Consider the following 26,644-nt stretch of genomic DNA (forward strand, 5'->3'; position numbering starts at 1 on the left):
CAACTTAGGAGAAAGCCGGTATGTTCCCTTTAATAATAGATATCTGAAAATTTAGAAAAAATAAGCGATTGAAGGCTTTTTAAACTGGTATTACACACGGCATGAAATCATTGAAAAATAATCGATAGATTGGGGATACCTATATGACAATTAGTTTTCAAATGACAAACGAACAAATGAAGTTAAAAGAAACGTGTAGAGAACTAGCGAAAGACTTTGCAACTCGTGCATCGAAGCATGATGAAGAACGGTCAGCTCCAGTGGAAAATTATAAGAAATTACAAGAGGCTGGATTTTTCGGTTTAACGATTCCAAAGAAATTTGGAGGGCTTGGAGAAGGGTTCCTCGGTTACACGATTGCGGTTGAAGAGCTTGCACAAGGCTGTGCGGCAACCATGATGTCATGGAATATGCATGTAGCTGGAACGGCAGCCATTATGGAAAACCCTGAAATTAGTGATGAAAAGAAACAGTATATTGCCGATCTAGTCATCAACGAAGGCGCACTATTGTGCCAATCTGTTTCGGAACCAACCTCTTCTAGTTTAATAGGGCAATCCTATACCCCTTCCTTAAAAGCGAAGAAGGTTGAAGGAGGTTATATCTTAAATGGAAAAAAAGCATTTGCGTCGATGTTTGAAGCAAGTGACTATGTGTATCTATACGCCCATCCGGAAGAAAGCGAGAATCCACAAAGCAGCATCGGTTTCTTTTTATCAACAAAATCGGAAGGGATTTCTGTAATCGACATTTGGGATACTTTGGGTATGCGTGCAACGCGCAGTAACACAGTAGTCTATGAAAATGTTTTTGTTCCGGAGGAAAATGCCATTCATAAAACGGAAGAATTTTTGAATTCGTTTATTATGAAAAACGCAGCCTGGGCTTTCGGGACGTTTGCATCGATGTATTACGCAATCGGGCGCGGGGTCGGGAACTGGGTGAAGGAAACGTTGATGACAAGAAAACCAAAAGGTTTTTCTCAACCCATGGGCTATCACCCGGCCATGAGAGCACGTGCAGGAGAGATATTCGCGGATCTCGAGGCCGCTCGATTCCTAGTCTATCATGCCGCTTGGTTACATGATACAAAAGGGCCGGGCCCTGAAACGACAGCGGCGTGTCTCCGTGCGAAGTACATTGCCGCCCAAACGACTGGCCGTGTAGTTCGTTCAGCTACAATTGCCTGTGGTGCACATGGTCTCATGAAAGGACTGCCATTTGAAAGAATGCTTAGAGATGCGGTGACAGCACCCATTATGCCACCTAACGAAGATGCATGCCTAGATTTAATCGGAACCATGGACTTAGGCTTGAATCCTGAAGAAATCTTGCCGTTTTTGAAGGAGGAAGAAGTATGTCAAACAGTGAAGAATTAAAGAATCAGGTAGCTATCATAACGGGGGCAGCCAGTGGTATCGGTAAGGCCACGGCTGAACGATTTTCAAAAGAAGGCGCATATTTAGTTTTAAATGATATAAATGCAGCGGTGTTAGAAGAAGTGGTTTCTCAATTATCAAATCCTGATCAGTGCGTGTTAGTCCCTGGTGATATTTCTCTAGAAACCACTGTTCAACAGTTGCACGATGCGGCAATAAAACGGTACGGGAAAATTGATATTCTGGTTAACAATGCAGGTATTCATTGGATTCAAGATATAACGGAGACTTCAACAGAGGAATTCGATCAAGTGTTCTCGACGAATGTAAAAAGCATGTTTCTCACCTGTAAAGCGGTCATCCCAACGATGGTACAACAAAAGAGTGGGGTCATTATCAATTTGAGTTCGATTTCAGCCTTCGTCGGTCAAGAGATGATGGGGAAAAGCACCTATTTATATAACATGACTAAAGCCAGTATTCTTCAACTAACCCGTTCATTAGCTACCCGTTATGGGAAAGAGGGAATTCGAGTGAATTGTGTAGCGCCAGGCGCAACAAAAACGAACCAGATTAATGAAACGCACACGGATGATCTGGAGAACTTTTGGAGTGCAGTTGGTGGAGCCCATCCAATCGGCAGATATGGCGAGTCGGAAGAAGTTGCGAACTGTATCCTATTTCTAGCTTCCAAAGAATCATCATTCGTTACAGGATCTTCGTTCGTTGTAGATGGAGGGTACTTAGCTCAATAAAGGTCTAGAGGGGGATAAGCTAATGAAGCAACAAAATTGGGATGAACTAATCCAGCCAAACCGAGTACATCGGCATTTATATACTAAACCGGAAATTTTCGAACAAGAAATGGTGAATATTTTCGGGCAGACTTGGGTCTATGTAGCACACGAAAGTGAAGTGCCCAATAATAATGACTTTAAGACGGGCTACCTCGGCCAACGTCCTATCATAACTGTAAGGGACAAAGATGGAGTTTTTCGAGTCCTATTCAATAGATGTACGCATCGAGGGGCGACGGTTTGCCGAGCGGAAAAGGGTTCAGCAAAAGTATTCACTTGTCCATATCATGGGTGGAACTTTCGGAATAATGGAGAACTGGCTGGTGTCCCATGGCCCAAGGGATATGGGGAGTCTTTTAATAAAGATGAACTAGGATTAGGGCAAGTACCAAGAGTCGAGAGTTATCGTGGATTCATCTTTGCTACTTTAAATGAAGAGGCTCCTAGTTTGGAGGAACATCTTGGGGCGGCAAAAGAATTAATGGATCAATGGCTCGATCGCTATGATGGAAAAAGGATCATCCTTGGTAATGCACACCGGATGATTTACAAAGGAAATTGGAAATTGACATACGATAATGCGGCAGATGGTTATCATGTCACTTTCTCACACCGCTCCCTGCTTGAAATGGGTGGAAGAATGGGGGAAAACAAAGATATGACTTATTTCTCTGCGAACCCTGATTACGGTCCAATGTACGTACAGTATTTGGGGAATGGTCATACTTTTATCGATCAACGTCCTAACTATAGTGAAACAGGTGAGTACTGGGCACAACAAAGAGCACAGCCAGGACGTGAAGTTAATGAAGGGAATGTCCGTCAAAAATACGGCGATGAGGCAGATGCATTATTAGATCAGGCAATTGGTGCCCAGATGAATCTTAATATCTTTCCAAACCTATTGTTCATAGGCAATCAAGTCCAAGTGATTCAGCCACATGCTGTAGATCGTACAGAGTTGATATGGTATTCCACTGCAGTTGAAGGGTTGCCTGAGGAAATAAATACATTGCGTATGAGAAGCCAGGAAGACTTTCCGGCATTCGGGGAACCTGATGATATGACGAACTTCGAGGAGTGCCAACGGGGACTGTCTATTTCGGAAGTGGAGTGGATCAATACCGAAAGGGGATTTGGCCTTTCCAATCAACAATCCACGAACGAACAAGGTGTGATAACCGGACCGGTCACGGATGAACTGTACATCCGTAATTACTACAAAGAGTGGAAAAGGTTGATGACGAGCAAAGTCCATTCAGGTGCACAGCATTAAGAATAGGAGGGATCAAACATGAATGTAGATAGTTCCAAGTTCTCGAATTATATGGATAACGATTACTACAACCAGTTAATCGATCATTTAAAAGACTGGGAATTAGACGTAGGTGTTGCAGACGATGGAATAACGAGGGAAATTGAAAAATTCCTGTATCAAGAAGCACGTTTATTGGATGAAGGTAAGCTAGAAGATTGGCTGAACCTCTTTTCTTCTGAATGTTTATATTGGATTCCATCTATACCCGGTGGAGGTAATCCGAAAAAACAAGTATCCATTGCTTTTGATGATCGACGCCGCTTGGAAGACCGGGTCTACCGTCTTCGTACTGGATATGCCTGGTCACAGATCCCAAGTTCAAGAACCATTCGTTTGCAAAGCAATATAGAGGTATGGAAAGAATCCAACCAAAAAGATCTTCGGGCCCGCACTAACTTCTTGGTATCCGAGTTTCGTAATGGTAAACAAAAATCATATGCAGGCTGGAATGGCTATCGATTAGTGCAGGAAAACAATCAATGGAAAATAGCCGTTAAGCAAGTGAATTTGATTGATTGCGATCAAGGCCATGAAAATATGACGTTTATTTTATAAAAAAGGGGAGATTTGTATATGAATAGCCAAGGAATCGTAAAAAACCGGGGATTTATCGATCGTTTTAACTTATGGAATACGGAACAAAGTGAAGCCGTTGAAAAAATCCATGCCGTGATTAAAGAAAAGGGTTTACGTTTGATACGTGTCGCATGGTCGGATCAACATGGTATATCACGGGCTAAAACTTTAACCATTCCAGCATTTTTAGGGGCAATGAAAAACGGGATTGATTTTAATACGGGTCCCCTATTTTTCGATACAGCCAATGCCATTGTATATAACCCCTTTATGAAAGGCGGCGGATTCGATTCAGATGAAATGACCGGCTGCCCAAATTATACACTCGTACCTGATCCCCTTACATTTAAATCTCTTCCATGGGCTGAACATACTGGATGGATATTATGTGATGCCTATTTGAAAAATGGTAACCCTCTCCCCTATGACAGCCGTCAAATCTGTAAAAAGGCATTGAAAGAACTAAACTCCATAGGCTATGACCTACTTTCCGGATTAGAAGTGGAATTTTCCTTAACCAAAATCGTAGACGATGAAATAGATGCCTCATTACTTGGAGCGCCTGGTAGCCCAGGGCAACCTCCAAAAGTAGTACCGGTTGCGCGCGGCTATCAATATCAACTGGAAGCGCATAATGATGAAATAGATGACATCTTACAAATAATCGCTGAAAATATCCAACAATTGGACTTACCTTTGCTCACGATGGAGGATGAATGGGGCCCAAGTCAATTAGAATTTACGTTTGCACCAATGAAAGGGATTGATACAGCGGATACCATGCTTTTATTTCGGACAGCTGTAAAACAAATCTGTAAACGCCACGGATATTTAGCCACCTTCATGTGCAGGCCGTCGATTCCAGGGTTTTTCTCAAGCGGTTGGCATCTACACCAATCCTTGATTGACATAAATACAGGAGAGAATGCTTTTATACCAAACAATTCAGATGGTCCCATTTCAGAAATCGGACAACAGTTCATTGCTGGTATCCTAGAAAATGCAAGGGCGGCAACTGTTTTTACAACCCCAACAGTAAACGGATATAAGCGTTTTAAACCTAACTCATTAGCTCCAGATCGTGCTGGTTGGGGTTTGGATAATCGTGGGACGATGATTCGTGTAATCGGTGGAATCGAAGATGATAGTCTTCACTTCGAAAACCGTGCTGGAGAACCAGCTGCCAATCCATACTTATACATGGCTTCACAAATCTTATCGGGACTGGATGGAATAGAGAGGAAACTACAACCAGGGCCATTAAGTACAGAAGCCTATAATGATAATCGCCCGTTATTGCCAAAAGATCTACAATCTGCTGTGGATTCACTAAAGGAAAGTGAAGTTTTCCATAATAAAATGGGAACAGACTTTGTGAATTATATTATTAGCATGAAAGAAAGTGAAATAAATCGTTATACGACATATGTCCAAGAAAATAACATAGAAGACTATGCGAATATCGTGACCGAATGGGAACACCTGGAGTATTTTGAGATCTTTTAAAGCGGAGGACGAGGTGAAGATAGTATGGATCTGCAACAGCAAAAAGAAATAGAAGAGTTAAAGTCATATATTCAACAATTACAAAAAAAGATAACTATTTATGAGACGTTAGCGGAAGCCGTTCGACTGGCACATGTCCAGGATAGGAGCATTTACTCCCATGATGCCAATCAGGAAGATTACCTGGCTATAGATCGTGATGATTATGCCAAGTGTATGGAAATTATATCGGAAGTCGATCTATGGAAACCATGGAAACATACCCTCCAAAGAAGAATTACGAATAACTAGGCAAGGAGGGGACTTGTATGTGTGAACTATTAATCGTAAAGTCTCAGAACTCTATTCCGATGGAATGGGTTCTGGGTTATGCGAAATTATTGGACGAATACGGACTCGGTGGATTCAGTTGGGGTGTTGCTTGGAAGGATACTGAAGGGGAGCTACGCTGCTATAAATCCGTGGACGGGATTAGAAAAGATCAACAAGCATCTGAAAGGCTAAAGGGCATAACCTCCAAAGAGATTTTTATACACTTGCGTCGGCCTAGCTTGATGAACAGCATTACCCCTTTCAATATTCAACCGTACCTCACAACCGACCACTCCCTTGCTTTTGGGCATAATGGGAATTTTGAAGAACATGAGTCTTTCCGGTCGTCTTTTCTTCAGTTATTAAAAGGAACTTCAGATAGCGAAATAGCCTTCCAATACTTCTTTCAACACCATAAAAAATACAATCGCCCGGTAGAAGCTTTGGAAGAAACACATCGTGCATTAAAAGGAAAAGCGAATATGGCGCTTTTTAGAAAAAATGAAGCGACAATCATCTATTCTGGAAATGTGGATAACAAGATGTATTCGTTTCAATTAGATGATATAAAGTGTGTATCGACATCTGTGCACAGTCATGATGACTTTGTCTTCCAAAACATTTTCCCATCCGCAAAGGATATACGTCCATTACCGTTATTTACTTCATTACTTTTAGAATGATCTTAGCATGTCTACGTAAATAAAAAGGAGGATTATGTAATGCACGGCATAGATTTAAAAGAAATCATAGATGAAATTGCTGTACATTTGCCTGATCTAGCGTTTGTGAATTGGTGTTCAGAAATATTTTTTATTAATAAAGGTATATTTAATCGTATTGATTTATGGTTTTTTGAATATGGATTTTATAATATTACAGCGAGGCGGAAGGGAATTATTTATTTCTTGAGATATTTGCATTCAAAAAATCTTTATAATCCCAATAAAATGTATCTACAATTTGGCAAAGGTGGATTAAAAGCTTACTTTGATTCTTTTGCTCATGAATGCTTACATGAACGAAGACAATACGTTCATTAAAGAAAGAAGCTGAATAAAAATGTTTTTCTGAATAGACAGGGTGAGCCCATTACTACTAAGTCTTTTGATAGCGACTTAGTAGTGGGTTCACCCTCTTTTTAGTACATAGAAAATTTTTATTCTCCATGCTCCAGGCCTAGGGGAAAAAGAGTTTTTTAATCATGGATCCTGACGGTTATTTATTAAGATTTGCGGAACACTTAAAAGAAAGAGAATGAGGATAATGATCTAATTATCAATAATCTGGATAAAAGTTCAAACAATTTCCAAACAAGTGTGTTGACAAATATGCATGCTTTCTTGTAAGATATAAATATCTTGAATTAAAGATAACTTAAATCAAAATATTTTAATGCGAGGAGATTTTATATAATGAATGTATTAGTAGTGAAAGCAAACAACCGTCCGGCAACAGAAGGTATCTCAAGCAAAATGTACGAAACGTTCATGGCTTCATTAGAAGGCAAAGATGTAAACGTAACGACTTACGATGTGTTTGAAGAAGATACACCATACTTCGGTCAAGAAATTTTCAACGCATTCGGCAAAGTGCAAACAGGCGGAGAGTTAACGGATATTGAATCACGTCTTTTGGCTGCTAAACAAAAAGCAATGGATGCAATCACTGCAGCTGACGTAGTGGTATTCGCGTTCCCATTATGGAACTTAACAATCCCGGCTAAATTGCAAACATTCATCGATTATGTGTATGCGGCAGGATTCGCATTCAAATATGATGCAAATGGGAACATGGTTCAATTAATGACAGACAAAAAAGCGATCTTCCTAAACGCTCGCGGCGGAATTTACTCAACTCCGGAAGCGGCTCCAATGGAAATGGCAGTGAACTACATGCGCAATGTATTCGGTGGCGTATTCGGCATGAAAATCATTGATGAAGTCATCATCGAAGGTCACAATGCAATGCCTGATAAAGCACAAGAAATCATTACTGCAGGGTTGGAAGAAGTGAAAGCTTCTGCACAGCGCCTAGCAGAATTAGCTGTAAAAGGGTAATTAAACGGAAACGGCCAACGAAGCTTTTTGCTTTGTTGGTCGTTTTTTTTTTACTTTTGTGCTGTACATATTCTTTTATGAAAAAACAGGCTATAAATGGGGGCCATCACCATTTATAATTACATGTACTATCCATGAAGGGGTGTTCGATTTTGTTTATAAAACTTACAAAAGAACAACAGCAATTAATGATTTCCGATATCCAGTATTTCTTCTCGCAAGAAAGAGATGAGGAAATCACGGAATTTTCCGCGGAAAGAGTATTGGATTTCGTCAAGGAAACACTTGCTCCTCATTTCTATAACGCGGCCGTCCAAGATGTTAAACATGTCGTGGAACAACAGTTTTCTTCCATGGAAGATGAAATTCTGACGTTGGAACGCCCGATAAAGAGATAAGCGAGGAAGAATGTGAAGCCTTTTTCCATCCAAAGAGCCGTAGCTTGAGTATATGATAAGTCGTCGATCCCAAGAAAGTAAGGGCGAAGGCTTATTTTTTTATATAGATATAACATTTCTAATTCGCTTTTTAGAAAAAATAATATTGTAAAAAAGAAATTTTTCTAAAAATTAAAATAAAGTTATATAGAAGATATAAACTGATGCCCGATCCTATTAACCTTATAAACTCAATAAAATCAGCTCTTTCATAGCCTAAATTAACTCTATTTAGAAGACCATAATTCTATGAATATGCAGAATTATTGGTATTTTCTGATATGTACAGGTGATATTTGAAATGGTAGTATAAAAGTACTGATGGATATTGAGGTTAAATATGTAATTTGGATATAATTGTGGCAATTATTATTTTAATAGTATGTACAAAGTAGTATAGGGGATGAGGATTGTGAGTATAAAAAGCGTTACAAGTTCTTTGACGGCAACTGAAATCGTGGAGAAGGCATCAGGGATCTATGAAGAAGCTGTGAGAATAAGAAGAATGATCCATGAAAATCCTGAACTTGGATTTGAAGAGACAAAAACCGCTGAAATGATTGCGGATTATTTGAAAGGGCTTGGAATCGAAGTGACTACAGGAGTAGCGAAAACGGGAGTTGTGGGTCTTCTTCATGGCGATAAAGAGGGGCCAGTACTTGCGTTACGGGCCGACATTGATGCGTTACCGATTCAGGAGAAAACGGGTGTGCCCTATCAATCTCAAAATCCCGGTGTGATGCATGCGTGCGGACATGATATGCATACCGCGATGTTACTGGCTGCCGCCCATGTTTTATCCCAAAATAAGCAACATATATCCGGTACGATAAAATTCATTTTTCAACCCGCTGAAGAGATGAAGGGCGGGGGAGGCGTAATGGTCGATGAAGGAGTTCTTAGTAATCCTGCAGTTGACCATGCCTTTGCTTTTCATGTTTGGCCTGAGTTAGCTACTGGAACATATGGATTTAGAAATGGAGCCATCATGGCAAGCATGGATTCCTTTGATGTTGTGCTAAAAGGCAAACAAGGCCATGGGGCAGCACCTCATCAAGGGGTGGATGCAATCGTCGGGGCTGCTCATATCGTAACGGCCCTCCAAACGATAGTCAGCAGGGAAACGGATCCGGTTGACTCCGTCGTTCTGACAATCGGAACGATAGAAGCAGGAGATGGCTATAATATCATCCCTGAAAAAGCTAGTTTTAGAGGAACGGTGCGTACTCTTAATGCCGATACCCGTAAGAAAGTGGCTGACAGTATTCAGCGGATCGTTGAAGGTGTGGCTTCGGCTCTTAAACTAGAAGTGGAAATCAATTTTAACTTTTCAGTGGGCTACCCTGTTACCATAAATGATTCAACATTCAATGAACATGCTGCTGCGATTGCCGCGGACTTATTTGGGGAAGAGTCCGTTCAATGGTTGAGTAAACCAAGTATGGCAAGTGAAGACTTCGCTTTTTATTTAGAAAAAGTTCCGGGTACGTTTGTCTTCTTAGGTGTAGCGGAAAACCCGGATGACCCTATGAAGTTACATAGCGACGTGTTTCTGCCAGATGAGAAAGCAATGATTCAGGGGATTTCACTTATCGTGGGCATAGCTTTACATACGACTGAGAAAATTCAATAAATAACATCGCAAACATGGATCGTACGGGCTTTCCTTTTTGAAGTCCGTACCAATCGTAGACAAAAAAGGAGTGAAGAATGTGCAAGAAAATTCTCTGCGTAGTTGGAAAATTCATTTTTTTGTTTTGATATTAGTGTGTATAACAGAATTCATCGGTGTAAAAACCTTTAATATCGGTATTGGGGCCATTGCCTTATTTCCCATGTTGTATGCATTGATCATCGGTGCGGTCATTAGTTTACCTTCTTTGAAAGTCTTAAAACCGAAGGAAATGAATGTGGCGGCCAATATTTTAGGGATTTCATTCATGCTTTTTGTAGCCAAATTAGGCATGTTAATGGGACCATCCTTGCCACAGATATTTGATGCCGGCCTTGCTTTAGGCTTGCAGGAATTGGGGCATTTCGCAGGGACGATCCTATTAGGTTTACCGATTGCATTGTTACTTGGCATGAAAAGGGAAGCAGTCGGTGCCACTTTTTCGATTGATAGAGAACCAAACTTAGCCATCATCGCTGAAAAATATGGATCGGATTCACCTGAAGGCAGGGGAGCACTGGGCGTATATGTGTGCGGGACTTTGTTTGGAGCATTATACCTTTCCGTGTTAGCGAGCTTTTTGGCTCAAACTGGTTGGTTCCATCCGATTTCTCTTGCCATGGGTGCAGGAGTGGGATCAGGTAGCATGATGGCTGCCATGTCTGGAGCGCTAGCGGTAATATTCCCGGAATCCGCAAAGGATATTGCTGTATTTGCCGGTGCGGCTAACTTAATTACAACAATCTTAGGGACATACATATGTGTATTCTTCTCCCTTCCTTTTACAAACTTTTTATACAAAAAATTAGAACCCGTTTTGGGGCGTAAGTCAAAAGTGATTGAAAAATAAGGCAGTGCAGGACTTAAAGGGGAGAGGTTATATGAAAGATAAGATATTGACTTTTATAATCATTGGAATAATAGCCCTTATGGGAAATTGGATTGGATACGATGTTTCACCTATAGATGCACTACCAGGCATGTTGATCATTGTTGCCGTTACGATCGTAGGGTTCTTTTTGGCTAAAGTCATCCCTATAAAACTACCCATCGTCATTTGGGTTTCGATGTTAGCGCTGCTGATTACAACGCCCATTTTTCCCGGAAATGCAGAAATCATCAAGGTAACGGAACATGTGAATTTCATGGCGCTGGCCACTCCCATTTTGGCATATGCGGGTCTATCCTTCGGGAAAGATTTAAAGGAATTCAAACAATTAGGGTGGCGAATCGTTGTCATTTCTCTAGTTGTTTATACAGGAACATTTGTCCTTTCAACGGTTGTTGCAGAAATTAGTTTTAGATTAACTGGGAAATTCCATTAAGCGTACTTAAAGAAAGATGCCCGTCTCAGTAAAATGAAGCGGGCATTTTTTTATGCAAACTGATTCAAGAATGAAAAAGCCACTCCTGGATATTCTATCAATGAAAGGAGTGTAGCCCATGAAAAAGCGCGAAAATCATGAAGAAGAACCGATCGTAGCCGATGGAATCACAACGCAAGAGGAGCTGGATGAAAGCGCCACTCCGGAAGAGGTGGCAAAAGGAGACTATACAAAAGTCGTTACACTCTCATTGGATGAAAATGATCCAAGCTGAACGGAAAGTCAGCAGGCCCATTGGGTTTGCTGACATTTTTCGAAAATAATAAGAGCCTTCTACATTCTACGTAGCGAGGCTCTTTAAAATTGTTTGCTTCTTATCCTTCAAATAGATTCAATCAATACGTCCGATGGTATCGTTCAATTTCTTACGATACTTATCCTTCCAAGTTTGCTCATCCTTCACTAGTTCGTCACAGAAGGCAGCCACGTCCTCACCTGTCAGGTCAGTGACTTTTTTGCTTTCCGCTGCACCTTCCTCGAAAAGATCGAGAATACCGGAAAAAATACGATTGGTACCCTCCCAATCGGTGGGGCTGTCGCCAGCAGTCCACATATACTTTTGGATCGCTTTGTAAGCGTTATGGTATTCACTAGGAAGAGCCTTCGCACGCGCCTCCATCGCTTTCCATTCTCTCTTTTCATCAAAACTTCCCATTATTTTTTCAAAAAAACTCATTTTGCGTCTCCCCTTTCAATCGGTAAGTTTTTAAGTTCATTCAGTTTACTTGAAATGAATGCCCATTTTGTCCAGAAAACTTGAAGCTTTTCTTGACCCGCTGCATTGAGGGTGTAAAATTTCCTTGGTGGTCCCATCGTGGATGGCTTTTTCTCGATGTCTACCAGATTGTTCTTCTCAAGCCTCATCGTAATCGTATAAACCGTGCCCTCCACTACATCGACGAAGCCAAGTTTTTGTAGTTGCTGTGTAATTTCGTAGCCATACGTTTCGCCCCGGCTGATGATTTCAAGCACACAACCTTCAAGCACCCCTTTCAGCATTTCTGTCAGATTCTCCAAAAGAATTCACCCCATATGTTTGTTGTTGGATTTTATACGCTATTTAGTAATACTTACTACTAGTACATAGTATCACATGGTAGTGATTTGTCAATCGCCTTCCATTTATCTATAGAGTATTTTTGGAGGAATCGTCTTCATCATAAAATGGAAATATTTTTTAAAACGATATTGACAGCTGAAGTGTATTACGGGTATAGTACATACATAAGGTGTATGAACCACTTAATACATACACTTGAGTCCAAGTGTGATTATCAGATCTTTTATTAAATATAGGGGTGGTTTAATGAACGTTTCGTTTAATGCCCGTGAGCCGGTTTATTTGCAAGTGGTGAGGCATTTCAAAGAACAGATGGCCATTGGAGAGTTAGTTGCGGGACAGGAAATCCCTTCACGCCGGGAATTGGCGGCAACATTGAATATTAATCCGAATACGGCTCAAAAGGCGTATAAAGAAATGGAGGAACAAGGTTTGATTCATACTGAAAGAAATTTCCCAAGTCGAATCACTACGAATGAAGAGATGTTACATGATGTCCGACAGGAGCTTATTCTTGCTGCGGTCGATTCTTTTGTAGAGGCCATTCGTCCCATTAATGTACCGGTTGATGAGCTACTTCAGGTCGTGAAAGATAAATATGTAAAAGAGGGGGAAGAGAAATGATCGAAGTGAAGCAAATCTCTAAGAAGTACGGCCGTAAGAAAATCTTGGATGGTATGTCTTTTACCGCGAAGAAAGGGGAAATCACCTGCCTGATCGGGATAAACGGTGTAGGGAAAACCACGACGTTGAAGGCCATTATGGGATTGACGCCATATCGCGGGGAAATTCTGATTGATAATGAAAAACTGGATACAGACCGATATGAAAAGATTACCTTCATTCCGGACGCTCCGATTATGCTTCCGCAAATGACGATTAAGCAGGCGATGGTTTTCATGAACGATTTCTATACAACATGGAATCAGTCAAGAGCCAATGAGTTGCTGGATTTTTTCAAACTGGAGGAAAACACAAGGATATCAGATTTATCAAAAGGGAACACGGCGAAAGTCAACCTGATGCTGGGTCTGTCTCTTGATGTGGATTACGTGCTAATGGATGAACCATTTTCCGGCATCGATATGTTTAGCCGGGAACAAATTGCCGACGTATTTGCCAGTCACTTGATCGAGGACAGGGGAGTTATCATCACGACCCATGAAATCGGTGATATTGAACATTTAATCGATAAGGTCATCTTACTTGGAAACGGAAATGTATTGAAAGAGTTCAATACGGAAGATATGCGTGAAGAGGAAGGAAAATCAGTAGTCGATGTAATGAGAGAGGTGTATCAAGGATGATGCGTTATATGAAGCTAGTCAATTTCGAAATCAACCGTTTTAGTAAAATCTATTTTTCATTGTTGTTGATCACGATTCTTTCGCAATTTGTAGGCGTGATCATTAAAGTACAAGGATTCTTAAATAAAACTGATCAAACCATGTTAGAAGAAAAATTGACCGAAGCTACTTATTTAGAAGTGTATGGCGGAGTGAACTTTAACTTGGTTTCAGGGTCGCTCTGGTTTTTAGGACCGATTGCGTTGTGTGCCGTTGCCCTTATATTCTACATCTTTCTAATTTGGTACCGTGATTGGTTCGGGAAAAATACTTTTATTTATCGCCTGTTGATGCTGCCGACTACGAGATTATCTCTCTATTTATCCAAAGCTACAGCGATTTTCTTAATGGTATTAGGACTGATTGCCTTACAATTGATCATCCTGCCGATGGAGAATGCTCTGTTCAATTCCATGATGCCGGAAGTGTTCCTAACCGCAAAAATGAGTGTGATGACCATCCTTGAATCCAAACCAGTGTTAGCGCTCATCATTCCTAACTCGTTCACTCAATTTATCATTTCCTATGGAATCGGGCTGATGATCCTGTTTGTCCTGTTCACAGCCATCATGTTGGAAAGAAGTTACCGGATCAAGGGGATTGTGCTAGGTATTATCTATTCCGTACTCGCGGGCGCATTGTTTCTATCGCCTATTTGGCTGAATGGTTCTAACGGAATCTCTCTTTATCCATCAGAAATCTTCGGTAGTTTAATCGCTTTGGGGATTATCATTACAGCCGTCTCCATCTGGCTTGGCTCTTGGTTGTTAAAGAAACGTGTAACCGTATAAAGTCCCACCAACTAATATAAGGAGAGTGAACAGGGTGAAACGATATATCAGCAGCATCCTCATCGTCGTCGTTATGATTCTTAGCATCGGAACGTATTATGCTCAAGTAACTTCTTACGCTTCAAACCTTCCCAAACTTACATTTAAAACAATCGAAGGTGACGAAACAGAATTAGAATCCGTCCTTGTAAGCGGAATGTATGAAGAGGGAAGTTCAAATGAATCCTTTCGTTTGGAATCCAATCAATTGAAATATGAAAAAGAACGGTCGTATTATGAAAACCTACTCGGTTACTACGACCCCAACTATAACCGGTTAGTGAAAGAGTACCGTTCATTCATGAGGGGTAAAGCATTTATTGAAACCTATTATGAAGATCAAGATAATCTGACGATCGTAACCATGAATGGCGATGATAAGAATGGAAAGTATAGCTTGAATTTTATTATTGATAGTTTGGCAAAGAAAAACAAGGAAGAAAAGTCTTTTGAAATAGACGTCCCAGAACAAGCAAAATACGAGAACATCATAGTCAGGGATGTCCAATTCGTTCAATCGAAATTACAAATCCTTACTCAAAATGATGTGAAAACAGACAATGAAAAAGATACAGATGAAATCCATCTCTATACCATCGATTTAGCCGGTAAAAAAGTGGTGGCTGATGAAACACTTTTGTCCGAAACATTTGATTCATCCAATGAAGGACATTTCGCCATGCCGTCAAAAGTCGATAGAGGGATGGCCAATCATGTGTTCTTACTGGCGTTAGTAAAAGGCAGGTATAGTGAAGAGGGAGGATTCACGGAGAAAAAAAGGGAAAGCTCTCTTTACGCGTATCATTATGACACGAAGAAACTGGAAAAAATCAAGATTCCAAATGAAAAGGATATCACCTTTGAATCTGTGGAAAGTGACTTTTCCGTTGATGGGGAGACTCTCTACGTGACAGGATGGGAGGAAGGGATGATGCATATCCTCACCTTCGATATCGATAAACAGAAAGTAATAAATGACTACAAACCGGGATCTGTTGATTTCACTGAGATAAAGGATGGACGCATCTTTGCCATTACCGCAGATGAATTGCTGATTGTCGATGCGAAAACAGGAAAGACGCTCTATAGAGGCAAATTGGTGAAGGATTCGCACGATCAAAAGAAAGATAAGAACTATCTCATTCAATTGCATGATGTAATTATCAAATAAAATCCATGCCGCGACTCCCCTTGAAGAAGGGGAGTTTTTCAGGTTTATAAGTCTTCTATTTTTCCGTTATGAATCTCTCAACATTATCTGATAAAAGAACGGTATCCCATGGTATCCAATACCATTGTTCCCCATCGAAAAATAAGGGGAACGTATAGGCGATCGGTTCTTCGGTATAGAATGCGAGTTGATAGCCAGTCGGGTCTCCTTGGCTGGTATTCGGATTAAAGCTGGCGTTCGTCTTTCCTTCGTTAAGTATCAGGGTCATAGCTTGTATCTCATGTTTATCCGATAATGAATGGGTCAGTACAGGATGATTATCTTTATCCTCTTTATATATATCTATTCGATTGATCGATTCTTCATCGATGTCTTCGTATTTGCCCCGGAATGTTTGATTCTCCGTAACTTCATGATAGATTGCATACCCATTGATCTCGTCTTTTGACTGAATAGCAGCAAATTCAGGCTTGCCTTGTACGGAAAAGACCTCCGTACCCTTTTCCCAGAATGCGGCGTCACCTTCTTTCGTCTTGTAATCGACATCGGATACATGATCCGCGACTCTGAACTTCACTTCTCCTATCTTTTCCCCGATAGAAGTGGAATCGGCAAGGAAAGCGGAATGGACCCCTTCATACTGTTTGCCATTGATTTTAACGAAATCGACCCACTCAATGATTGATTCTTGAGCATTACAAGAGACAAGGAATAAACTGCATGCCAACATCCCTATCCATTTTTTCATCATGACACCTCCGTTTGTAGACTGATAAAATGCCGATTTTGACCGATAAATAGGGGCAATTGACCGATATATTCCAATTTTGACCGATAAATGCTCAACATTGACCGATAAAATGGCTATATCCCATCATTTAGTCGGTCGCACGGACTAATGGCCACATCCGGACTTCCAATGTTTTTGCAAAATGCAAGATGGGCTTGTCGTTTTCAACATGAATGCCTTGGTTGGTCAGCATCGTGTTCTGTCTGATATCCGCTTCAGCATGCTGGAGTGGCCAGGGTTTATGCAGGATATCGCAGCGAAGCGGCACTCCTTTATTGTTTAGTGTATATAGGCAATAACGCTCTGTAAGCCATTCATCGAAAGAACCTTTTTCGGCAAGATACGGTTCTGAGGTTGGTTTGTATGTACACTCGAATGTTTGATTGCCGTTTCTTCTCTTGCTTTTATAATCGATGACATCACCGCTGCGCTGCACATTCATATCGGCAAACTTATATGGCAAGTGGTATACAGTTTGGGCAGTCTTGACCGCAAGCATATTGGACGCATCCAGGCTAAAGAAGTACACCCCCGGTTTTCCATCCACCGTGACATAAGTCCGGACGTTGAGTTCAGGAAACCGGTCCGTGCCTGGAACGGGAGGTAGCCCTCTTAAGCGGATGTCAGTCATATGAAACGGAACGACGCCTATCCACCCCATGCCATCAAAAGAATCTATCGGCAGCACGGTAGGTACTAACTTTCGCAAGACGTCGATCTTTATTGGATAATGGGCAAACAATAGATCATTCCATGTCTGTTTCATCGTCCAGGGTAATCTTGGCAATGACCAAGAACGATGGCTATCGTCCCATTGGTTATCAAAGAAGTGTTTAGGTTGGTCTTTCATGTTGTTCTCCTCCTTATTCACGGCTGGTTTAAATCTGTTGCAAGCATCTATTCTTTTCTTTTATGCTAAAATAAACCAGTTACTGGTAGTATATCAAAATGAACCCGTTTTCGATATAAAACAAAGGAGGTGGGCACATGTCAAAAGGTTTCATTCATCATATCGAAATAAATGTATCCGACTTGGAAAGAACCGTGACATTTTGGAGTTGGTTTTTGGAAGAGCTAGGGTATCGTCCTTTCCAGGAATGGGATGGGGGGAGGAGCTGGAGAATCGATGATCTGTATGTGGTGTTTGTCCAAGCAGAGAAGCGTTTTCTCGAAATTCCCTTTCATAGGGGAAGAGTGGGGCTTAATCATCTAGCCTTTCATGCAAGCTCACGCCAGGAAGTGGATGAGATGACACATAAATTAAAACAGCAGGGCATGCGCATTCTTTATCCCGACAGGCATCCGTTCGCTGGTGGGAAGGATCATTATGCTGTATTCTTCGAGGATCCCGATAGATTGAAAGTGGAATTGGTTGCTCCTGTTGAATCCCTTTAGGGATGGGCAAAATGATAGTGGTGATACGAATAAGGATTATCGCCTCCATTTTCGGGGGCATTATCCGCTTCCACTTCCATCGTGACGGCACGAATCAAGATGAAGGCACCGATCACTTGGAGCCAGGCACCGACTAATAGAATCATTTCACCGATTTCCCTGCTATCCTGTAAAATGAAAATATTGCCGATGGCGTCGAGGAATGAGCCTAATGATACGAGGCTATTTCCTGTAATATCGAGAGACTTGAATGACGATTCTTCGGCAATGTATGCTGCGACTGCCTCGAAAGCAGCACCGAGGCCTTGGATGCCACTACCGAGTGTATCGATTTTTAAGCCTTCTTCCTCTTCACCACTCAGTTCAATACTGATACCTACAGAATTTGCCGTATTTCCCGCGGCTTCAACCCATTCGCCGAAAATATAATATAGTTGCGATAGCGGATACTCCTCGGGGTTGAACAATTTTGTCCTAGCGATTGCCTGAAGTGAATTGCCGACCGCCTCGATTCCATTCCCCTTAATAATCAAATCCTTGCCCAAATCCGTGCCTGTCAATGTTTGCTGGGTTTGCCCGATGGCTTCAACAACCGTGCCGATCCCCAATAACCAAGCTCCCGTGATAAGGAGGTCTTCTCCGCTTGTACCCATAGTCCGAACGCCCCTTACAAGAAGTTACCTTATGGTATTCGGGGAAGTACATTTATGTACAGGTGAACGATGGGGAATATCATATAATTTGGATGTTTATGTTAAACTGGATGAGGAGTTATTTACCTTTTAATAAAAAATAAGAATGTTATTAACCATGTAGGCGGGGGTTCAAATGGGGATATTTTTTATAAAGAGAGGAAATGCGAAAAGAACAAAAGCGAATATGATCCTTCATACGATGATTGCGGTAGCGATGATCATCCTTTTAGTGATGGCAATCATCAACGGAAAAGATTTCTTTTACTTAAAGCTGATTTTCCTATTAGCGGGTATAAGTTCGATTATAGATGGAATGGAAAGCTATTTACAAAAGGAAAAAAGGAAAGTCTATCTGCTTGATTTCGGATATGCTTTGGTTTGGTTCTTATTGGTTTATATGTATACGACCATGTAAGAGGGAAGGGGACATGACGATGAAGGGTGCAATACAGGTCATAATGGCGATGCTGTTCCTTATGATTTTCACGTTTTGTGCGTGGTATGAAGGAAGCGAAATCTTGGACAATCCATGGGAGTGGGAATATTCGACGCCTTTTTCGGAGCTATTACACACTCAAGTTGAAGGCCCGGAGGATATTTCCAATCTGGACCATTTTGTGTACGCGGCCAAGTTCAGGCCGTTGTTCCCGGCACTTATGATGTTGACACTATTATATCTAGTCACGCTAACGGGCCTTACAGTAAGTAAAGGAAGCCAGAAAAAATCGGCTTTCTTCCTAACTGGGCTGGGCGTTTTATTGCTGCTCATGAGCGGTTTGATTTGGAGTTCACCGACGGTTGGGGGCCATTTCTTCAAGGGGATTTCTCTAATCTTGGGTATAGTGTCCATCTTGCTCGGAGCGTTGTACTACTTTAAATGGACACCCACATCCAAAAGAGTGGCTTAGTTATAGGTACTCTATGAATTTGAATATATATATAGAAGAAACTCGGAATATATGAGCCACAAAAAAGGAACAGCCCGCATTAATAGGGCTGTTCCTTTTTTGTGGCTCATGATTTTATCTTTCCTATATAATAGGAAGAAACTCGACATGGACTAGAGGTTCTTACAATTTTTCAGATACTGATTTGGATTGCATATGCAACGTCAAGAAGTCAGGGCCGCCTGCTTTTGAACAAGTTCCGGACATATTGTACCCTCCGAACGGTTGGTACCCAACGATTGCTCCTGTACAGCCACGATTAAAGTATAGGTTCCCTACGAAGAAGTCCTCGCGTGCTTGTTCGATATGGTCACGGTTTGTTGAAATGACTGCACCCGTTAAACCGTATTCTGTGTTATTGGCGATTTCTAGAGCTTCGTCAAAGTCTTTTGCTTTGGAAACGGCGACGATTGGACCGAAGATTTCCTCTTGCATCAAGCGTGCTCTTGGTGCTACATCTGCGACAACAGTTGGTTGAATGAAGTAGCCGATTGAATCATCCGCTTCACCACCCGTTAGGATGCGGCCTTCTTCTTTTGCGATGTCAAAGTAGCTTGTCACTTTTTTGAAGGCTTTATCATCAATGACGGTAGCCATGAAGTTATTATGGTCGGTCGGATCTCCGACGGTTAGTTCTTTTGTCAATTCAACCACCCGGTCCAACACGGTATCGTAAACATCTTCGACGATGATGGCCCGTGAGCATGCAGAACACTTTTGGCCACTGAAGCCGAACGCGGATTTAACGATGGACTGTGCAGCCAATTCAAGATCGGCCTCTTTGTCGACGACGATGGTATCTTTCCCGCCCATTTCGGCAATGACGCGCTTGATCCAAATTTGTCCTTCGTTTACGGCTGCCGCGCGTTGGTTAATGCGCAAACCGACATCGCGTGAACCAGTGAAGCTGATGAAGCGAGTGCGTGGGTGATCGACTAAGTAATCGCCAACCTCACCACCAGGTCCTGGGATGTAGTTCACGACACCAGCTGGAAGGCCGGCCTCTTCAAGGATTTCGATGAATTTATACGCAATGATTGGTGTTGTGGATGCCGGTTTCAGTAAGATGGTGTTCCCTGTAACCACTGCTGCCACGGCTGTCCCGGCCATGATTGCAAATGGGAAGTTCCATGGTGAAATGATGACACCGACACCTAGTGGGATATAGCCAAATTTATTATATTCGCCTGGAAGGCTTTTTACTGGTTTTCCGTCTTTCATTTCGAGCATTTGACGTGCATAATATTCCATGAAGTCAATGGCTTCCGCTGTGTCAGCATCTGCTTCCACCCATGGTTTACCTGCTTCGATTGTCATGATTGCAGACATTTCATGACGACGACGTCTTGTAATCGCAGCTGCTTTAAATAGAATGTCAGCCCGAACTTCAGGTTTTACTTTGCTCCAAGTTTTGAATGTTTGATCGGCAACTTGCATCGCTTTTTCAGCCAGTTCTTTGTTTGCCTTAGATACAGTGCCTACGACTTCGGTTTTTTTAGCCGGATTGTAAGAAGTGATTTTATCATGAGTAGTAATGCGTTCCCCACCAATAACTAATGGATAATCTTTTCCAAGTTCACTTTGAACCTTTTGAATGGCCTCAGTGTAAGCTTGTTGGTTTTCCTTTTTTGAAAAGTCAGTTAGTTGTTCAGTTGTGTATGGAATCAATTTAATATCCTCCTTATAATCACGGGTGCCAAATAATTGTGCACTTATGTTATTGTTAATATATATATAATGCAACATTTTTTGGCATATTACAATAACTTTTCCGAAAATTTACAAAAATTCAAAAGGGGTGTTCCAATGAAACAGCAAGATTTGCACGAGATTTATAAATATATCACGGACAATATTTCAGCAGGAATACACGCCGTGGATGCTCAGGGGAAAACCGTGATCTATAATGCAAAAATGCGGGAGCTAAAAGGGATTCATTCGCTTGAGGAAGATCAATTCGAGCAAGAAATGATCGCTAAAATTAATGACAGCCATCTTTATCGGGTCCTGAAAACATGTGAGCCGATTAAGAACTACAAAATGAATTTCTGGAATCGTGTCGGTCAGGAAATTGTGACGATTTCCGATATTCTGCCGATTAAAAAAGACGATGAATTGATTGGCGCTGTCGAGATATCGAAGGATATTACCGAGAGGGAATTAATGGCCTATCAACCATTGCGGCGGTATGGGCAACCCCTCACATTCGATATCATTACAGCTGTTTCCCCACTTATGGCAGGGGTGATCGAACGGGCCAAGATGGCTGCCAAAACGAGGATGCCTGTTTTGCTTTATGGGGAGTCCGGGACGGGAAAGGACATGATTGCAGAAGGGATCCATCATGATTTGAACCCTGAAAATGATCATTTCATTACACTGATTTGCCGGAATGATGAACAAGCGTTGATCGACCAGCTGAAGCAGCAAATCGATAAAAATGAACAGGTCACGATTTTTTGTGAGCGTGTGGAATACCTTTCCCTTGAAGGTCAGGAAAGGATTCTTAATCTGTTCATGGAACATCTTGAGAGTCACGTTTTTATAGCAAGCGTCGGAAAAGACCCGATTGATTTGATCGAGAAAGGGCAGCTTTCCAAGGATTTATATTACTTCTTTGCATCGGTTTGTATAAATGTCCCCGCATTAAGTGATCGAAAAGAAGATATTAAGCCATTTATATCGGACTACTTTAAGCGCTATCGCAATAATACCGGAAGCCGGATCCAAGGGCTTTCAGCTAAAGTGGAACAGATCTTTCTCGATTATGATTGGCCAGGAAATTTAAAAGAGCTAGAAGTATTGCTGGATGATATAACCAGTACGATGACGAATGAAACATCCATTGATTTTGATATGCTGCCGATTTATTTCAGGTGGAAGATCCAAAGCGAGGAGCTTTCCGATACGACGGGGAACATGTTTGTAGCGGAAAATGAAAAAGATATTCGTCCATTAAGCGTATTCATGAACGAAGTCGAAGAGTACTATATCCAAAATGCCTTGAAAATGTTCGATGGCAACGTTTCGCAAACGGCAAAAGCACTTGGCCTTCGGAGGCAAAGCCTGCAATACCGCCTCAAAAAATTCAATGAGTAACAGGAAAACCCGAATGATGTTCATTCGGGTTTTCCTGTATAAAAAAATGACTCCCGAAAACAACGGGAATCATCCAGTTTGCCTTATCGTGTTTTTTGCTTAACTGAACGTCTTTTTGAAAGTCGGCCCAGTATAAATGCTCCGGTCGCTACGCTGATTCCGATATTTGTTTTCTTGTTGAAGACTTGCTTTGTGACCAATGTCAGGTTTTGAGGTCTTTCGGCCAGTCGTCTCATGAAGTATCCATACCAATCGGCGCCAAATGGGACATATGTACAGAAATTATATCCTTCTTTTGCAAGCTCTAGCTGTAATTCTTTACGGAAGCCATAAAGCATTTGGAATTCGAATTTTTCTTTAGGGATATTATTTTGGATGACGAACTTCTTAACATGGTTGATGACACGATGATCGTGTGTCGCAATCGATGTGAATTTTCCGTGCAATAAGTGGTATTCAATCAGGTCGATATAGTGTTTATCGATTTCCTCTTTACTTTGATACGCAATCGTTTCAGGTTCTTTGTAGGCTCCTTTTACAATTCGTAAACGGTAATCCTTGAATCGCTCGATATTCTCCATCGATTCGTGGAAGTAAGCCTGAATGACGGTCCCTACGTTACCAAAGTGTTCTTGGACCGTTTCCATCAAATCGAATGAGGGATGTAAGCGTTCATAATTTTCCATATCGAAATTGATGAAAATATTATATTCCTTCGCTTTTTCAGCGATTTCTAATAAATTCTGAAGACAAAAATCATAATCAATATCTAAACCAAGCTGTGATGGTTTGAGGGATATATGTGCATCTGCCTGGTTTTCATGAATGGCTTCGATTACCTTGATGATTTGTTCCTTTGCTGCCGTCGCTTCGCTTTTTTCGAATACAAATTCACCAAGGTTATCTACTGTACAGGAAATACCTTGTTGATTTAAATGTTTGATGGTATGAATCGTTTCTTCAATGTTCGTCCCTGCGACCACACTTTGTGCCCCAAGCTTTAACCCATACCGTTGTGCAGCGCTGTTCAAGGTTTTATTTTCTGACAGATGAATAAAAAAATCACGTAAAATCATGTGATTGCCCCCTAAATTATGAAATTATTTGAAGATTATAATATTTTTTCAAGAAAATCAAATCATTTTTTTTCTTTTTCTGTGAAACTTTGAAAATAAGCTTTGGTAATAAAGGGTTTTCAAGGAAAAATAAATATTTTCCAGGTATTCAAAATATAAACATCTTTATTTTCTGTCTTTTCAAAAAACTATTTATGAATTATGATGTGTATTAATTTCATGTTTGTAAAATATAGGGGGTAGCGATGGAGAATTATAACGTACAAATTCAAACAATCGACACGCATACGATGGGGGAAGCTACACGAATTGTCATCGATGGATTCCCTGAAATCATGGGGGAAACCATGATGGATAAAAAGAATTATGTGCGAGATCATTTTGATGATTTCCGCAAGTTGCTGATGAATGAGCCGCGTGGACACAAAGATATGTTCGGAGCCATTCTAACAAAACCGACACATCCCAAGGCGGATATAGGCGTCATCTTCATGGACAGCGGATCTTACTTGAACATGTGTGGCCACGGAACGATTGGGACTGTAACCATGTGTCTAACGAAAGCGCTCATACCTAAAAAAGATAGAGTGTTCATTGATACGCCTGCAGGTTTGATAGAGTGCTTGATTACGTATAAAGATAACGTTGTCGAAAGCGTGTCATTCCAAAACGTTTCGTCATTCGTTCTCTACAAGGAAACCCCTGTTCACCTGTCAGATGATCGACAGGTAAACGTGGATGTGGCATTTGGGGGAAGTTTTTTTGGAATAGTGAATGCTCATGATTTAGGAATAGAGATCTCACTGGAAAATAAAAACGAAATGATACATAAGGCTTTGGAAATTCGCGATAAATTGAACAGTCAGTTATCCATCGAACATCCGTTGAAGCCGGAAATCAATACGGTTGATTTAATAGAAATCAGCGAAAAGGTAGGGCCTAACCATTATCGGAATGTTGTCATATTCGGTGATGGGCAAATAGACCGTTCACCTTGTGGGACAGGAACTTGTGCGAAAATGGCAACCTTGGACCTGGAAGCGGGCGAATCAATCATTCAGGAAAGCATTATCGGATCGAAGTTCAAAGGGACGGTAGTCGAGCATACAGAAGTAGCGGGGATTGAAGCCGTGACCCCCGAGATTACAGGATCAGCATGGATTACTGGGGAACACCTTTTTGTATTACAGAACCATGATGTGTATGAAACAGGATTCTCTATTTAATTTTATTACAATAACATAATTGGGGGCGCTTCCATGAAATCGGTATCAAACTATCAGATTATTATCATTGGGTTCATGCTTTTCGCTATGTTTTTAGGTGCTGGGAATGTCATCTTCGCCCCGGTTCTTGGTCAAGAAGCCGGTACGAACACCATCATTGCGATGGGTGGATTTCTCATCACGGGTGTTGGTTTGGTCATTCTCGCAATCATTGCTTTAACGAAAGGGGGCGGGACCGTCGAAAAATTGGCGAGCCGGGTGCATCCCAAGTTCGCTCTAGTATTTAGTGTCCTTCTGTTTCTAGCGTTAGGGCCCTTATATGTCATTCCCCGAACAACGAGTGTCGTGTATGAAATCGGCATTCGCCAGTTGATTCCTCAATCTACTATGCACGTATTTTTCTTACTGGGTTTCTCTATCATCTTCATTGGACTAACCATCTATTTATCCTGGGAAACTTCCAAATTCGTGGATCGACTCGGTAAAATGATCACACCAATCTTTGGGGTTCTGCTTGTGATCTTGGTTGGTAAATCCATCTTCACGCCCATGGGTTCGATTTATGCTCCTGTAACAGGTGCTGGGTATGAAACGTCAACCGCTGCCTTTTTAAAAGGCTTTACGCAAGGCTATTTCACAATGGACGTTTTAGCGGCATTTGTATTTGGCGGCATCTTCATCAAATCAGTCGATGCTTTAGGGGTGAAGTCAGCTAAGGAAGTTTCCTCGGTCTTCATTAAAGCGGGGGTCGTCACGTTGATAGGCCTGATTTTATTGCAGGTTTCCATGGCTTGGATCGGTGCGTCCAGTGTCGATGCCATCGGGTATAAACAAAATGGCGGTGAACTGATTGCATTGGCGTCTAAGTCTTTGTTTGGGCAAGTGGGCCTGTACTTAATCGGTGTGGTCATTTTCCTGACAGGCATTACGACCAATGTTGCTTGTCTTGCAGCCGTGGCGGAATATTTTGAACGGATCATTCCATCGATTTCCTACAAAAAATGGTTGATTCTGATTTCTGCCGTGAGCTTGGTCATCACGAACTTTGGCTTGAATACGATTCTTAACATGGCATCCCCGGTCTTAATGTTGTTATATCCGATTGCTATCGCATTAATTGCTTTAGTTTTCTTAGACAAACTATTTGGCGGAGCTCAATCGGTTTATATCGGAACCATCGTGGGCGTAACATTTGTCGCCATTTTGGATGCACTTAAAGATGCGAATCTAGCTACCTCAACCATTAATGACATCTTCTCTTTCATTCCATTTTTCACGAACGGCGCAGGCTGGATCATTACCGGCATCATCGGCTTTATCGTGGGTATGTTCTTTAAAAATAAGTCTCAAAAGAATAGTGACGTAGAGATGGAATACAACTCGACACTATCAAAGTGAGCCTTGTGAAATGAGACCGAAACCTCTACTCTTGCCAATCGATTGGTGGCCAGGGTAGAGGTTTTCCAGTTCTTTGAAAGTTGTTAAGCCTATGGAATATCATAAAAAAGGCTTAGCCAGCAAAGTAGTTTCGTTCATCCTTTTTTCTAAAACTAAAAAAATCAGCCGA

The 26,644-nt window shown here is 41.4% G+C and carries 31 protein-coding genes; 24 read left to right on the forward strand and 7 right to left on the reverse strand.

Annotation, left to right across the window (positions count from 1 at the left end; all coding sequences use genetic code 11):
• The first annotated feature begins 143 nt into the window (after positions 1-143).
• The 14 genes from ACQKL6_RS11420 (at position 144) to ACQKL6_RS11485 (ending at position 11,656) form a co-directional block, all read left to right on the forward strand.
• Positions 144-1,379 carry an acyl-CoA dehydrogenase family protein gene (locus ACQKL6_RS11420; protein ID WP_407407060.1) on the forward strand — a complete coding sequence of 412 codons (1,236 nt, stop codon included), beginning with the start codon at positions 144-146 and terminating at the stop codon, positions 1,377-1,379.
• A complete protein-coding gene (locus ACQKL6_RS11425) occupies positions 1,358-2,134 on the forward strand; it encodes an SDR family NAD(P)-dependent oxidoreductase (protein WP_402987193.1) in 777 nt (258 codons plus the stop codon). Before ACQKL6_RS11420 ends, ACQKL6_RS11425 begins: the two co-directional genes overlap by 22 nt.
• 22 nt (positions 2,135-2,156) lie before the next feature.
• On the forward strand, positions 2,157-3,452 hold the full coding sequence (locus ACQKL6_RS11430; protein ID WP_402957247.1) for an aromatic ring-hydroxylating oxygenase subunit alpha: 1,296 nt from the start codon (positions 2,157-2,159) through the stop codon (positions 3,450-3,452).
• Between the two features lie 18 nt (positions 3,453-3,470).
• Positions 3,471-4,049, forward strand: a complete 579-nt coding sequence (locus ACQKL6_RS11435; RefSeq protein WP_427590905.1) for an aromatic-ring-hydroxylating dioxygenase subunit beta — start codon at positions 3,471-3,473, stop codon at positions 4,047-4,049.
• A gap of 18 nt (positions 4,050-4,067) precedes the next feature.
• On the forward strand, positions 4,068-5,576 hold the full coding sequence (locus tag ACQKL6_RS11440; RefSeq protein WP_427590904.1) for a glutamine synthetase family protein: 1,509 nt from the start codon (positions 4,068-4,070) through the stop codon (positions 5,574-5,576).
• Between the two features lie 24 nt (positions 5,577-5,600).
• Entirely contained in the window at positions 5,601-5,867 is a 267-nt protein-coding gene (locus ACQKL6_RS11445) for a hypothetical protein (protein WP_402874025.1), read from the forward strand.
• 17 nt (positions 5,868-5,884) lie between these two features.
• On the forward strand, positions 5,885-6,571 hold the full coding sequence (locus tag ACQKL6_RS11450) for a class II glutamine amidotransferase (protein ID WP_403124760.1): 687 nt from the start codon (positions 5,885-5,887) through the stop codon (positions 6,569-6,571).
• A gap of 39 nt (positions 6,572-6,610) precedes the next feature.
• Positions 6,611-6,931 carry a hypothetical protein gene (locus ACQKL6_RS11455; protein ID WP_427590902.1) on the forward strand — a complete coding sequence of 107 codons (321 nt, stop codon included), beginning with the start codon at positions 6,611-6,613 and terminating at the stop codon, positions 6,929-6,931.
• 372 nt (positions 6,932-7,303) lie between these two features.
• Entirely contained in the window at positions 7,304-7,948 is a 645-nt protein-coding gene (locus ACQKL6_RS11460; RefSeq protein ID WP_402874033.1) for an FMN-dependent NADH-azoreductase, read from the forward strand.
• A 152-nt stretch (positions 7,949-8,100) separates the two neighbouring features.
• Positions 8,101-8,346, forward strand: a complete 246-nt coding sequence (locus ACQKL6_RS11465) for a DUF2164 domain-containing protein (RefSeq protein ID WP_402987183.1) — start codon at positions 8,101-8,103, stop codon at positions 8,344-8,346.
• A gap of 451 nt (positions 8,347-8,797) precedes the next feature.
• Positions 8,798-10,018 carry a M20 metallopeptidase family protein gene (locus ACQKL6_RS11470; RefSeq protein WP_402957257.1) on the forward strand — a complete coding sequence of 407 codons (1,221 nt, stop codon included), beginning with the start codon at positions 8,798-8,800 and terminating at the stop codon, positions 10,016-10,018.
• Positions 10,019-10,097: 79 nt separating this feature from the next.
• Positions 10,098-10,907 (forward strand): DUF3100 domain-containing protein, encoded by an 810-nt coding sequence (locus tag ACQKL6_RS11475; protein ID WP_427651116.1) that lies wholly within the window; start codon positions 10,098-10,100, stop codon positions 10,905-10,907.
• Between the two features lie 31 nt (positions 10,908-10,938).
• The gene (locus ACQKL6_RS11480) at positions 10,939-11,382 is read left to right on the forward strand and encodes a hypothetical protein (RefSeq protein WP_402874046.1); all 444 of its coding nucleotides are present in this window, start codon (positions 10,939-10,941) and stop codon (positions 11,380-11,382) included.
• A 118-nt stretch (positions 11,383-11,500) separates the two neighbouring features.
• The gene (locus ACQKL6_RS11485) at positions 11,501-11,656 is read left to right on the forward strand and encodes a hypothetical protein (protein WP_402957261.1); all 156 of its coding nucleotides are present in this window, start codon (positions 11,501-11,503) and stop codon (positions 11,654-11,656) included.
• Positions 11,657-11,773: 117 nt separating this feature from the next.
• Here the strand turns inward: ACQKL6_RS11485 and ACQKL6_RS11490 are convergent, their stop codons facing one another.
• Both ACQKL6_RS11490 and ACQKL6_RS11495 read right to left on the reverse strand, forming a co-directional pair.
• Positions 11,774-12,118 (reverse strand): DUF1048 domain-containing protein, encoded by a 345-nt coding sequence (locus tag ACQKL6_RS11490; protein WP_402957263.1) that lies wholly within the window; start codon positions 12,116-12,118, stop codon positions 11,774-11,776.
• On the reverse strand, positions 12,115-12,459 hold the full coding sequence (locus ACQKL6_RS11495; protein WP_402987181.1) for a PadR family transcriptional regulator: 345 nt from the start codon (positions 12,457-12,459) through the stop codon (positions 12,115-12,117). The genes ACQKL6_RS11490 and ACQKL6_RS11495 overlap by 4 nt, the downstream gene beginning before the upstream one ends.
• A 289-nt stretch (positions 12,460-12,748) precedes the next feature.
• Between ACQKL6_RS11495 and ACQKL6_RS11500 the strand changes: the two genes are divergently transcribed.
• The 4 genes from ACQKL6_RS11500 to ACQKL6_RS11515 are packed head-to-tail and all read left to right on the forward strand — an operon-like array spanning position 12,749 to position 15,849.
• On the forward strand, positions 12,749-13,126 hold the full coding sequence (locus ACQKL6_RS11500; RefSeq protein WP_402957265.1) for a GntR family transcriptional regulator: 378 nt from the start codon (positions 12,749-12,751) through the stop codon (positions 13,124-13,126).
• The gene (locus ACQKL6_RS11505; protein WP_402987179.1) at positions 13,123-13,809 is read left to right on the forward strand and encodes an ABC transporter ATP-binding protein; all 687 of its coding nucleotides are present in this window, start codon (positions 13,123-13,125) and stop codon (positions 13,807-13,809) included. Before ACQKL6_RS11500 ends, ACQKL6_RS11505 begins: the two co-directional genes overlap by 4 nt.
• Positions 13,810-13,817: 8 nt before the next feature.
• Positions 13,818-14,639, forward strand: a complete 822-nt coding sequence (locus ACQKL6_RS11510) for a hypothetical protein (protein WP_403124754.1) — start codon at positions 13,818-13,820, stop codon at positions 14,637-14,639.
• Positions 14,640-14,673: 34 nt separating this feature from the next.
• Entirely contained in the window at positions 14,674-15,849 is a 1,176-nt protein-coding gene (locus ACQKL6_RS11515; RefSeq protein WP_403124751.1) for a hypothetical protein, read from the forward strand.
• Positions 15,850-15,904: 55 nt separating this feature from the next.
• On the opposite strand, the gene ACQKL6_RS11520 is transcribed toward ACQKL6_RS11515, so the two are convergent.
• Positions 15,905-16,597, reverse strand: a complete 693-nt coding sequence (locus ACQKL6_RS11520) for a hypothetical protein (protein WP_427651117.1) — start codon at positions 16,595-16,597, stop codon at positions 15,905-15,907.
• A gap of 130 nt (positions 16,598-16,727) precedes the next feature.
• A complete protein-coding gene (locus ACQKL6_RS11525; RefSeq protein WP_427651118.1) occupies positions 16,728-17,489 on the reverse strand; it encodes a YqjF family protein in 762 nt (253 codons plus the stop codon).
• 137 nt (positions 17,490-17,626) lie between these two features.
• Here ACQKL6_RS11525 and ACQKL6_RS11530 point away from each other — a divergent pair, with 137 nt between their 5' ends.
• Positions 17,627-18,034: a VOC family protein gene (locus ACQKL6_RS11530; protein ID WP_402874072.1), complete on the forward strand. Its 408-nt coding sequence runs from the start codon at positions 17,627-17,629 to the stop codon at positions 18,032-18,034.
• Here ACQKL6_RS11530 and ACQKL6_RS11535 read toward each other — a convergent pair.
• On the reverse strand, positions 18,031-18,687 hold the full coding sequence (locus ACQKL6_RS11535; RefSeq protein ID WP_402957273.1) for a DUF6944 family repetitive protein: 657 nt from the start codon (positions 18,685-18,687) through the stop codon (positions 18,031-18,033). The genes ACQKL6_RS11530 and ACQKL6_RS11535 overlap by 4 nt on opposite strands.
• Before the next feature lie 175 nt (positions 18,688-18,862).
• Between ACQKL6_RS11535 and ACQKL6_RS11540 the strand changes: the two genes are divergently transcribed.
• Both ACQKL6_RS11540 and ACQKL6_RS11545 read left to right on the forward strand, forming a co-directional pair.
• Positions 18,863-19,144 (forward strand): hypothetical protein, encoded by a 282-nt coding sequence (locus ACQKL6_RS11540; RefSeq protein WP_402874078.1) that lies wholly within the window; start codon positions 18,863-18,865, stop codon positions 19,142-19,144.
• Between the two features lie 19 nt (positions 19,145-19,163).
• Positions 19,164-19,637 carry a DUF4306 domain-containing protein gene (locus ACQKL6_RS11545; RefSeq protein WP_427651119.1) on the forward strand — a complete coding sequence of 158 codons (474 nt, stop codon included), beginning with the start codon at positions 19,164-19,166 and terminating at the stop codon, positions 19,635-19,637.
• 162 nt (positions 19,638-19,799) lie between these two features.
• On the opposite strand, the gene pruA is transcribed toward ACQKL6_RS11545, so the two are convergent.
• Complete coding sequence (gene pruA, locus ACQKL6_RS11550; RefSeq protein ID WP_427651120.1) at positions 19,800-21,344, reverse strand: L-glutamate gamma-semialdehyde dehydrogenase; 1,545 nt, start codon at positions 21,342-21,344, stop codon at positions 19,800-19,802.
• Positions 21,345-21,482: 138 nt separating this feature from the next.
• Between pruA and ACQKL6_RS11555 the strand changes: the two genes are divergently transcribed.
• A complete protein-coding gene (locus ACQKL6_RS11555; RefSeq protein WP_402987165.1) occupies positions 21,483-22,775 on the forward strand; it encodes a sigma 54-interacting transcriptional regulator in 1,293 nt (430 codons plus the stop codon).
• An 83-nt stretch (positions 22,776-22,858) separates the two neighbouring features.
• Here the strand turns inward: ACQKL6_RS11555 and ACQKL6_RS11560 are convergent, their stop codons facing one another.
• Entirely contained in the window at positions 22,859-23,851 is a 993-nt protein-coding gene (locus ACQKL6_RS11560; protein WP_402987163.1) for a proline dehydrogenase family protein, read from the reverse strand.
• A gap of 245 nt (positions 23,852-24,096) precedes the next feature.
• Here ACQKL6_RS11560 and ACQKL6_RS11565 point away from each other — a divergent pair, with 245 nt between their 5' ends.
• Complete coding sequence (locus tag ACQKL6_RS11565; RefSeq protein WP_427651121.1) at positions 24,097-25,077, forward strand: proline racemase family protein; 981 nt, start codon at positions 24,097-24,099, stop codon at positions 25,075-25,077.
• A gap of 33 nt (positions 25,078-25,110) precedes the next feature.
• Complete coding sequence (brnQ, locus tag ACQKL6_RS11570) at positions 25,111-26,475, forward strand: branched-chain amino acid transport system II carrier protein (RefSeq protein ID WP_427651122.1); 1,365 nt, start codon at positions 25,111-25,113, stop codon at positions 26,473-26,475.
• Positions 26,476-26,644 lie beyond the last annotated feature (169 nt).

The sequence above is a fragment of the Peribacillus sp. NPDC097197 genome, from assembly GCF_050278025.1.
Classification (GTDB): Bacteria; Bacillota; Bacilli; order Bacillales; family DSM-1321; genus Peribacillus.

Excerpts from the sequence above, each read along its gene's own strand:
- ACQKL6_RS11420 (WP_407407060.1), top strand. The coding sequence starts at position 144 with ATGACAATTAGTTTTCAAATGACAAACGAACAAATGAAGTTAAAAGAA.
- ACQKL6_RS11535 (WP_402957273.1), bottom strand. The coding sequence starts at position 18,687 with ATGGGTACAAGCGGAGAAGACCTCCTTATCACGGGAGCTTGGTTATTG.
- ACQKL6_RS11520 (WP_427651117.1), bottom strand. The coding sequence starts at position 16,597 with ATGAAAAAATGGATAGGGATGTTGGCATGCAGTTTATTCCTTGTCTCT.
- ACQKL6_RS11435 (WP_427590905.1), top strand. The coding sequence starts at position 3,471 with ATGAATGTAGATAGTTCCAAGTTCTCGAATTATATGGATAACGATTAC.
- ACQKL6_RS11440 (WP_427590904.1), top strand. The coding sequence starts at position 4,068 with ATGAATAGCCAAGGAATCGTAAAAAACCGGGGATTTATCGATCGTTTT.
- ACQKL6_RS11490 (WP_402957263.1), bottom strand. The coding sequence starts at position 12,118 with ATGAGTTTTTTTGAAAAAATAATGGGAAGTTTTGATGAAAAGAGAGAA.
- ACQKL6_RS11445 (WP_402874025.1), top strand. The coding sequence starts at position 5,601 with ATGGATCTGCAACAGCAAAAAGAAATAGAAGAGTTAAAGTCATATATT.
- ACQKL6_RS11450 (WP_403124760.1), top strand. The coding sequence starts at position 5,885 with ATGTGTGAACTATTAATCGTAAAGTCTCAGAACTCTATTCCGATGGAA.
- ACQKL6_RS11460 (WP_402874033.1), top strand. The coding sequence starts at position 7,304 with ATGAATGTATTAGTAGTGAAAGCAAACAACCGTCCGGCAACAGAAGGT.
- ACQKL6_RS11565 (WP_427651121.1), top strand. The coding sequence starts at position 24,097 with ATGGAGAATTATAACGTACAAATTCAAACAATCGACACGCATACGATG.
- ACQKL6_RS11525 (WP_427651118.1), bottom strand. The coding sequence starts at position 17,489 with ATGAAAGACCAACCTAAACACTTCTTTGATAACCAATGGGACGATAGC.
- ACQKL6_RS11500 (WP_402957265.1), top strand. The coding sequence starts at position 12,749 with ATGAACGTTTCGTTTAATGCCCGTGAGCCGGTTTATTTGCAAGTGGTG.
- ACQKL6_RS11505 (WP_402987179.1), top strand. The coding sequence starts at position 13,123 with ATGATCGAAGTGAAGCAAATCTCTAAGAAGTACGGCCGTAAGAAAATC.
- ACQKL6_RS11485 (WP_402957261.1), top strand. The coding sequence starts at position 11,501 with ATGAAAAAGCGCGAAAATCATGAAGAAGAACCGATCGTAGCCGATGGA.
- ACQKL6_RS11455 (WP_427590902.1), top strand. The coding sequence starts at position 6,611 with ATGCACGGCATAGATTTAAAAGAAATCATAGATGAAATTGCTGTACAT.
- ACQKL6_RS11545 (WP_427651119.1), top strand. The coding sequence starts at position 19,164 with ATGAAGGGTGCAATACAGGTCATAATGGCGATGCTGTTCCTTATGATT.
- ACQKL6_RS11560 (WP_402987163.1), bottom strand. The coding sequence starts at position 23,851 with ATGATTTTACGTGATTTTTTTATTCATCTGTCAGAAAATAAAACCTTG.
- brnQ (WP_427651122.1), top strand. The coding sequence starts at position 25,111 with ATGAAATCGGTATCAAACTATCAGATTATTATCATTGGGTTCATGCTT.
- ACQKL6_RS11510 (WP_403124754.1), top strand. The coding sequence starts at position 13,818 with ATGAAGCTAGTCAATTTCGAAATCAACCGTTTTAGTAAAATCTATTTT.
- ACQKL6_RS11540 (WP_402874078.1), top strand. The coding sequence starts at position 18,863 with ATGGGGATATTTTTTATAAAGAGAGGAAATGCGAAAAGAACAAAAGCG.
- ACQKL6_RS11555 (WP_402987165.1), top strand. The coding sequence starts at position 21,483 with ATGAAACAGCAAGATTTGCACGAGATTTATAAATATATCACGGACAAT.
- ACQKL6_RS11425 (WP_402987193.1), top strand. The coding sequence starts at position 1,358 with ATGTCAAACAGTGAAGAATTAAAGAATCAGGTAGCTATCATAACGGGG.
- ACQKL6_RS11480 (WP_402874046.1), top strand. The coding sequence starts at position 10,939 with ATGAAAGATAAGATATTGACTTTTATAATCATTGGAATAATAGCCCTT.
- ACQKL6_RS11430 (WP_402957247.1), top strand. The coding sequence starts at position 2,157 with ATGAAGCAACAAAATTGGGATGAACTAATCCAGCCAAACCGAGTACAT.
- ACQKL6_RS11530 (WP_402874072.1), top strand. The coding sequence starts at position 17,627 with ATGTCAAAAGGTTTCATTCATCATATCGAAATAAATGTATCCGACTTG.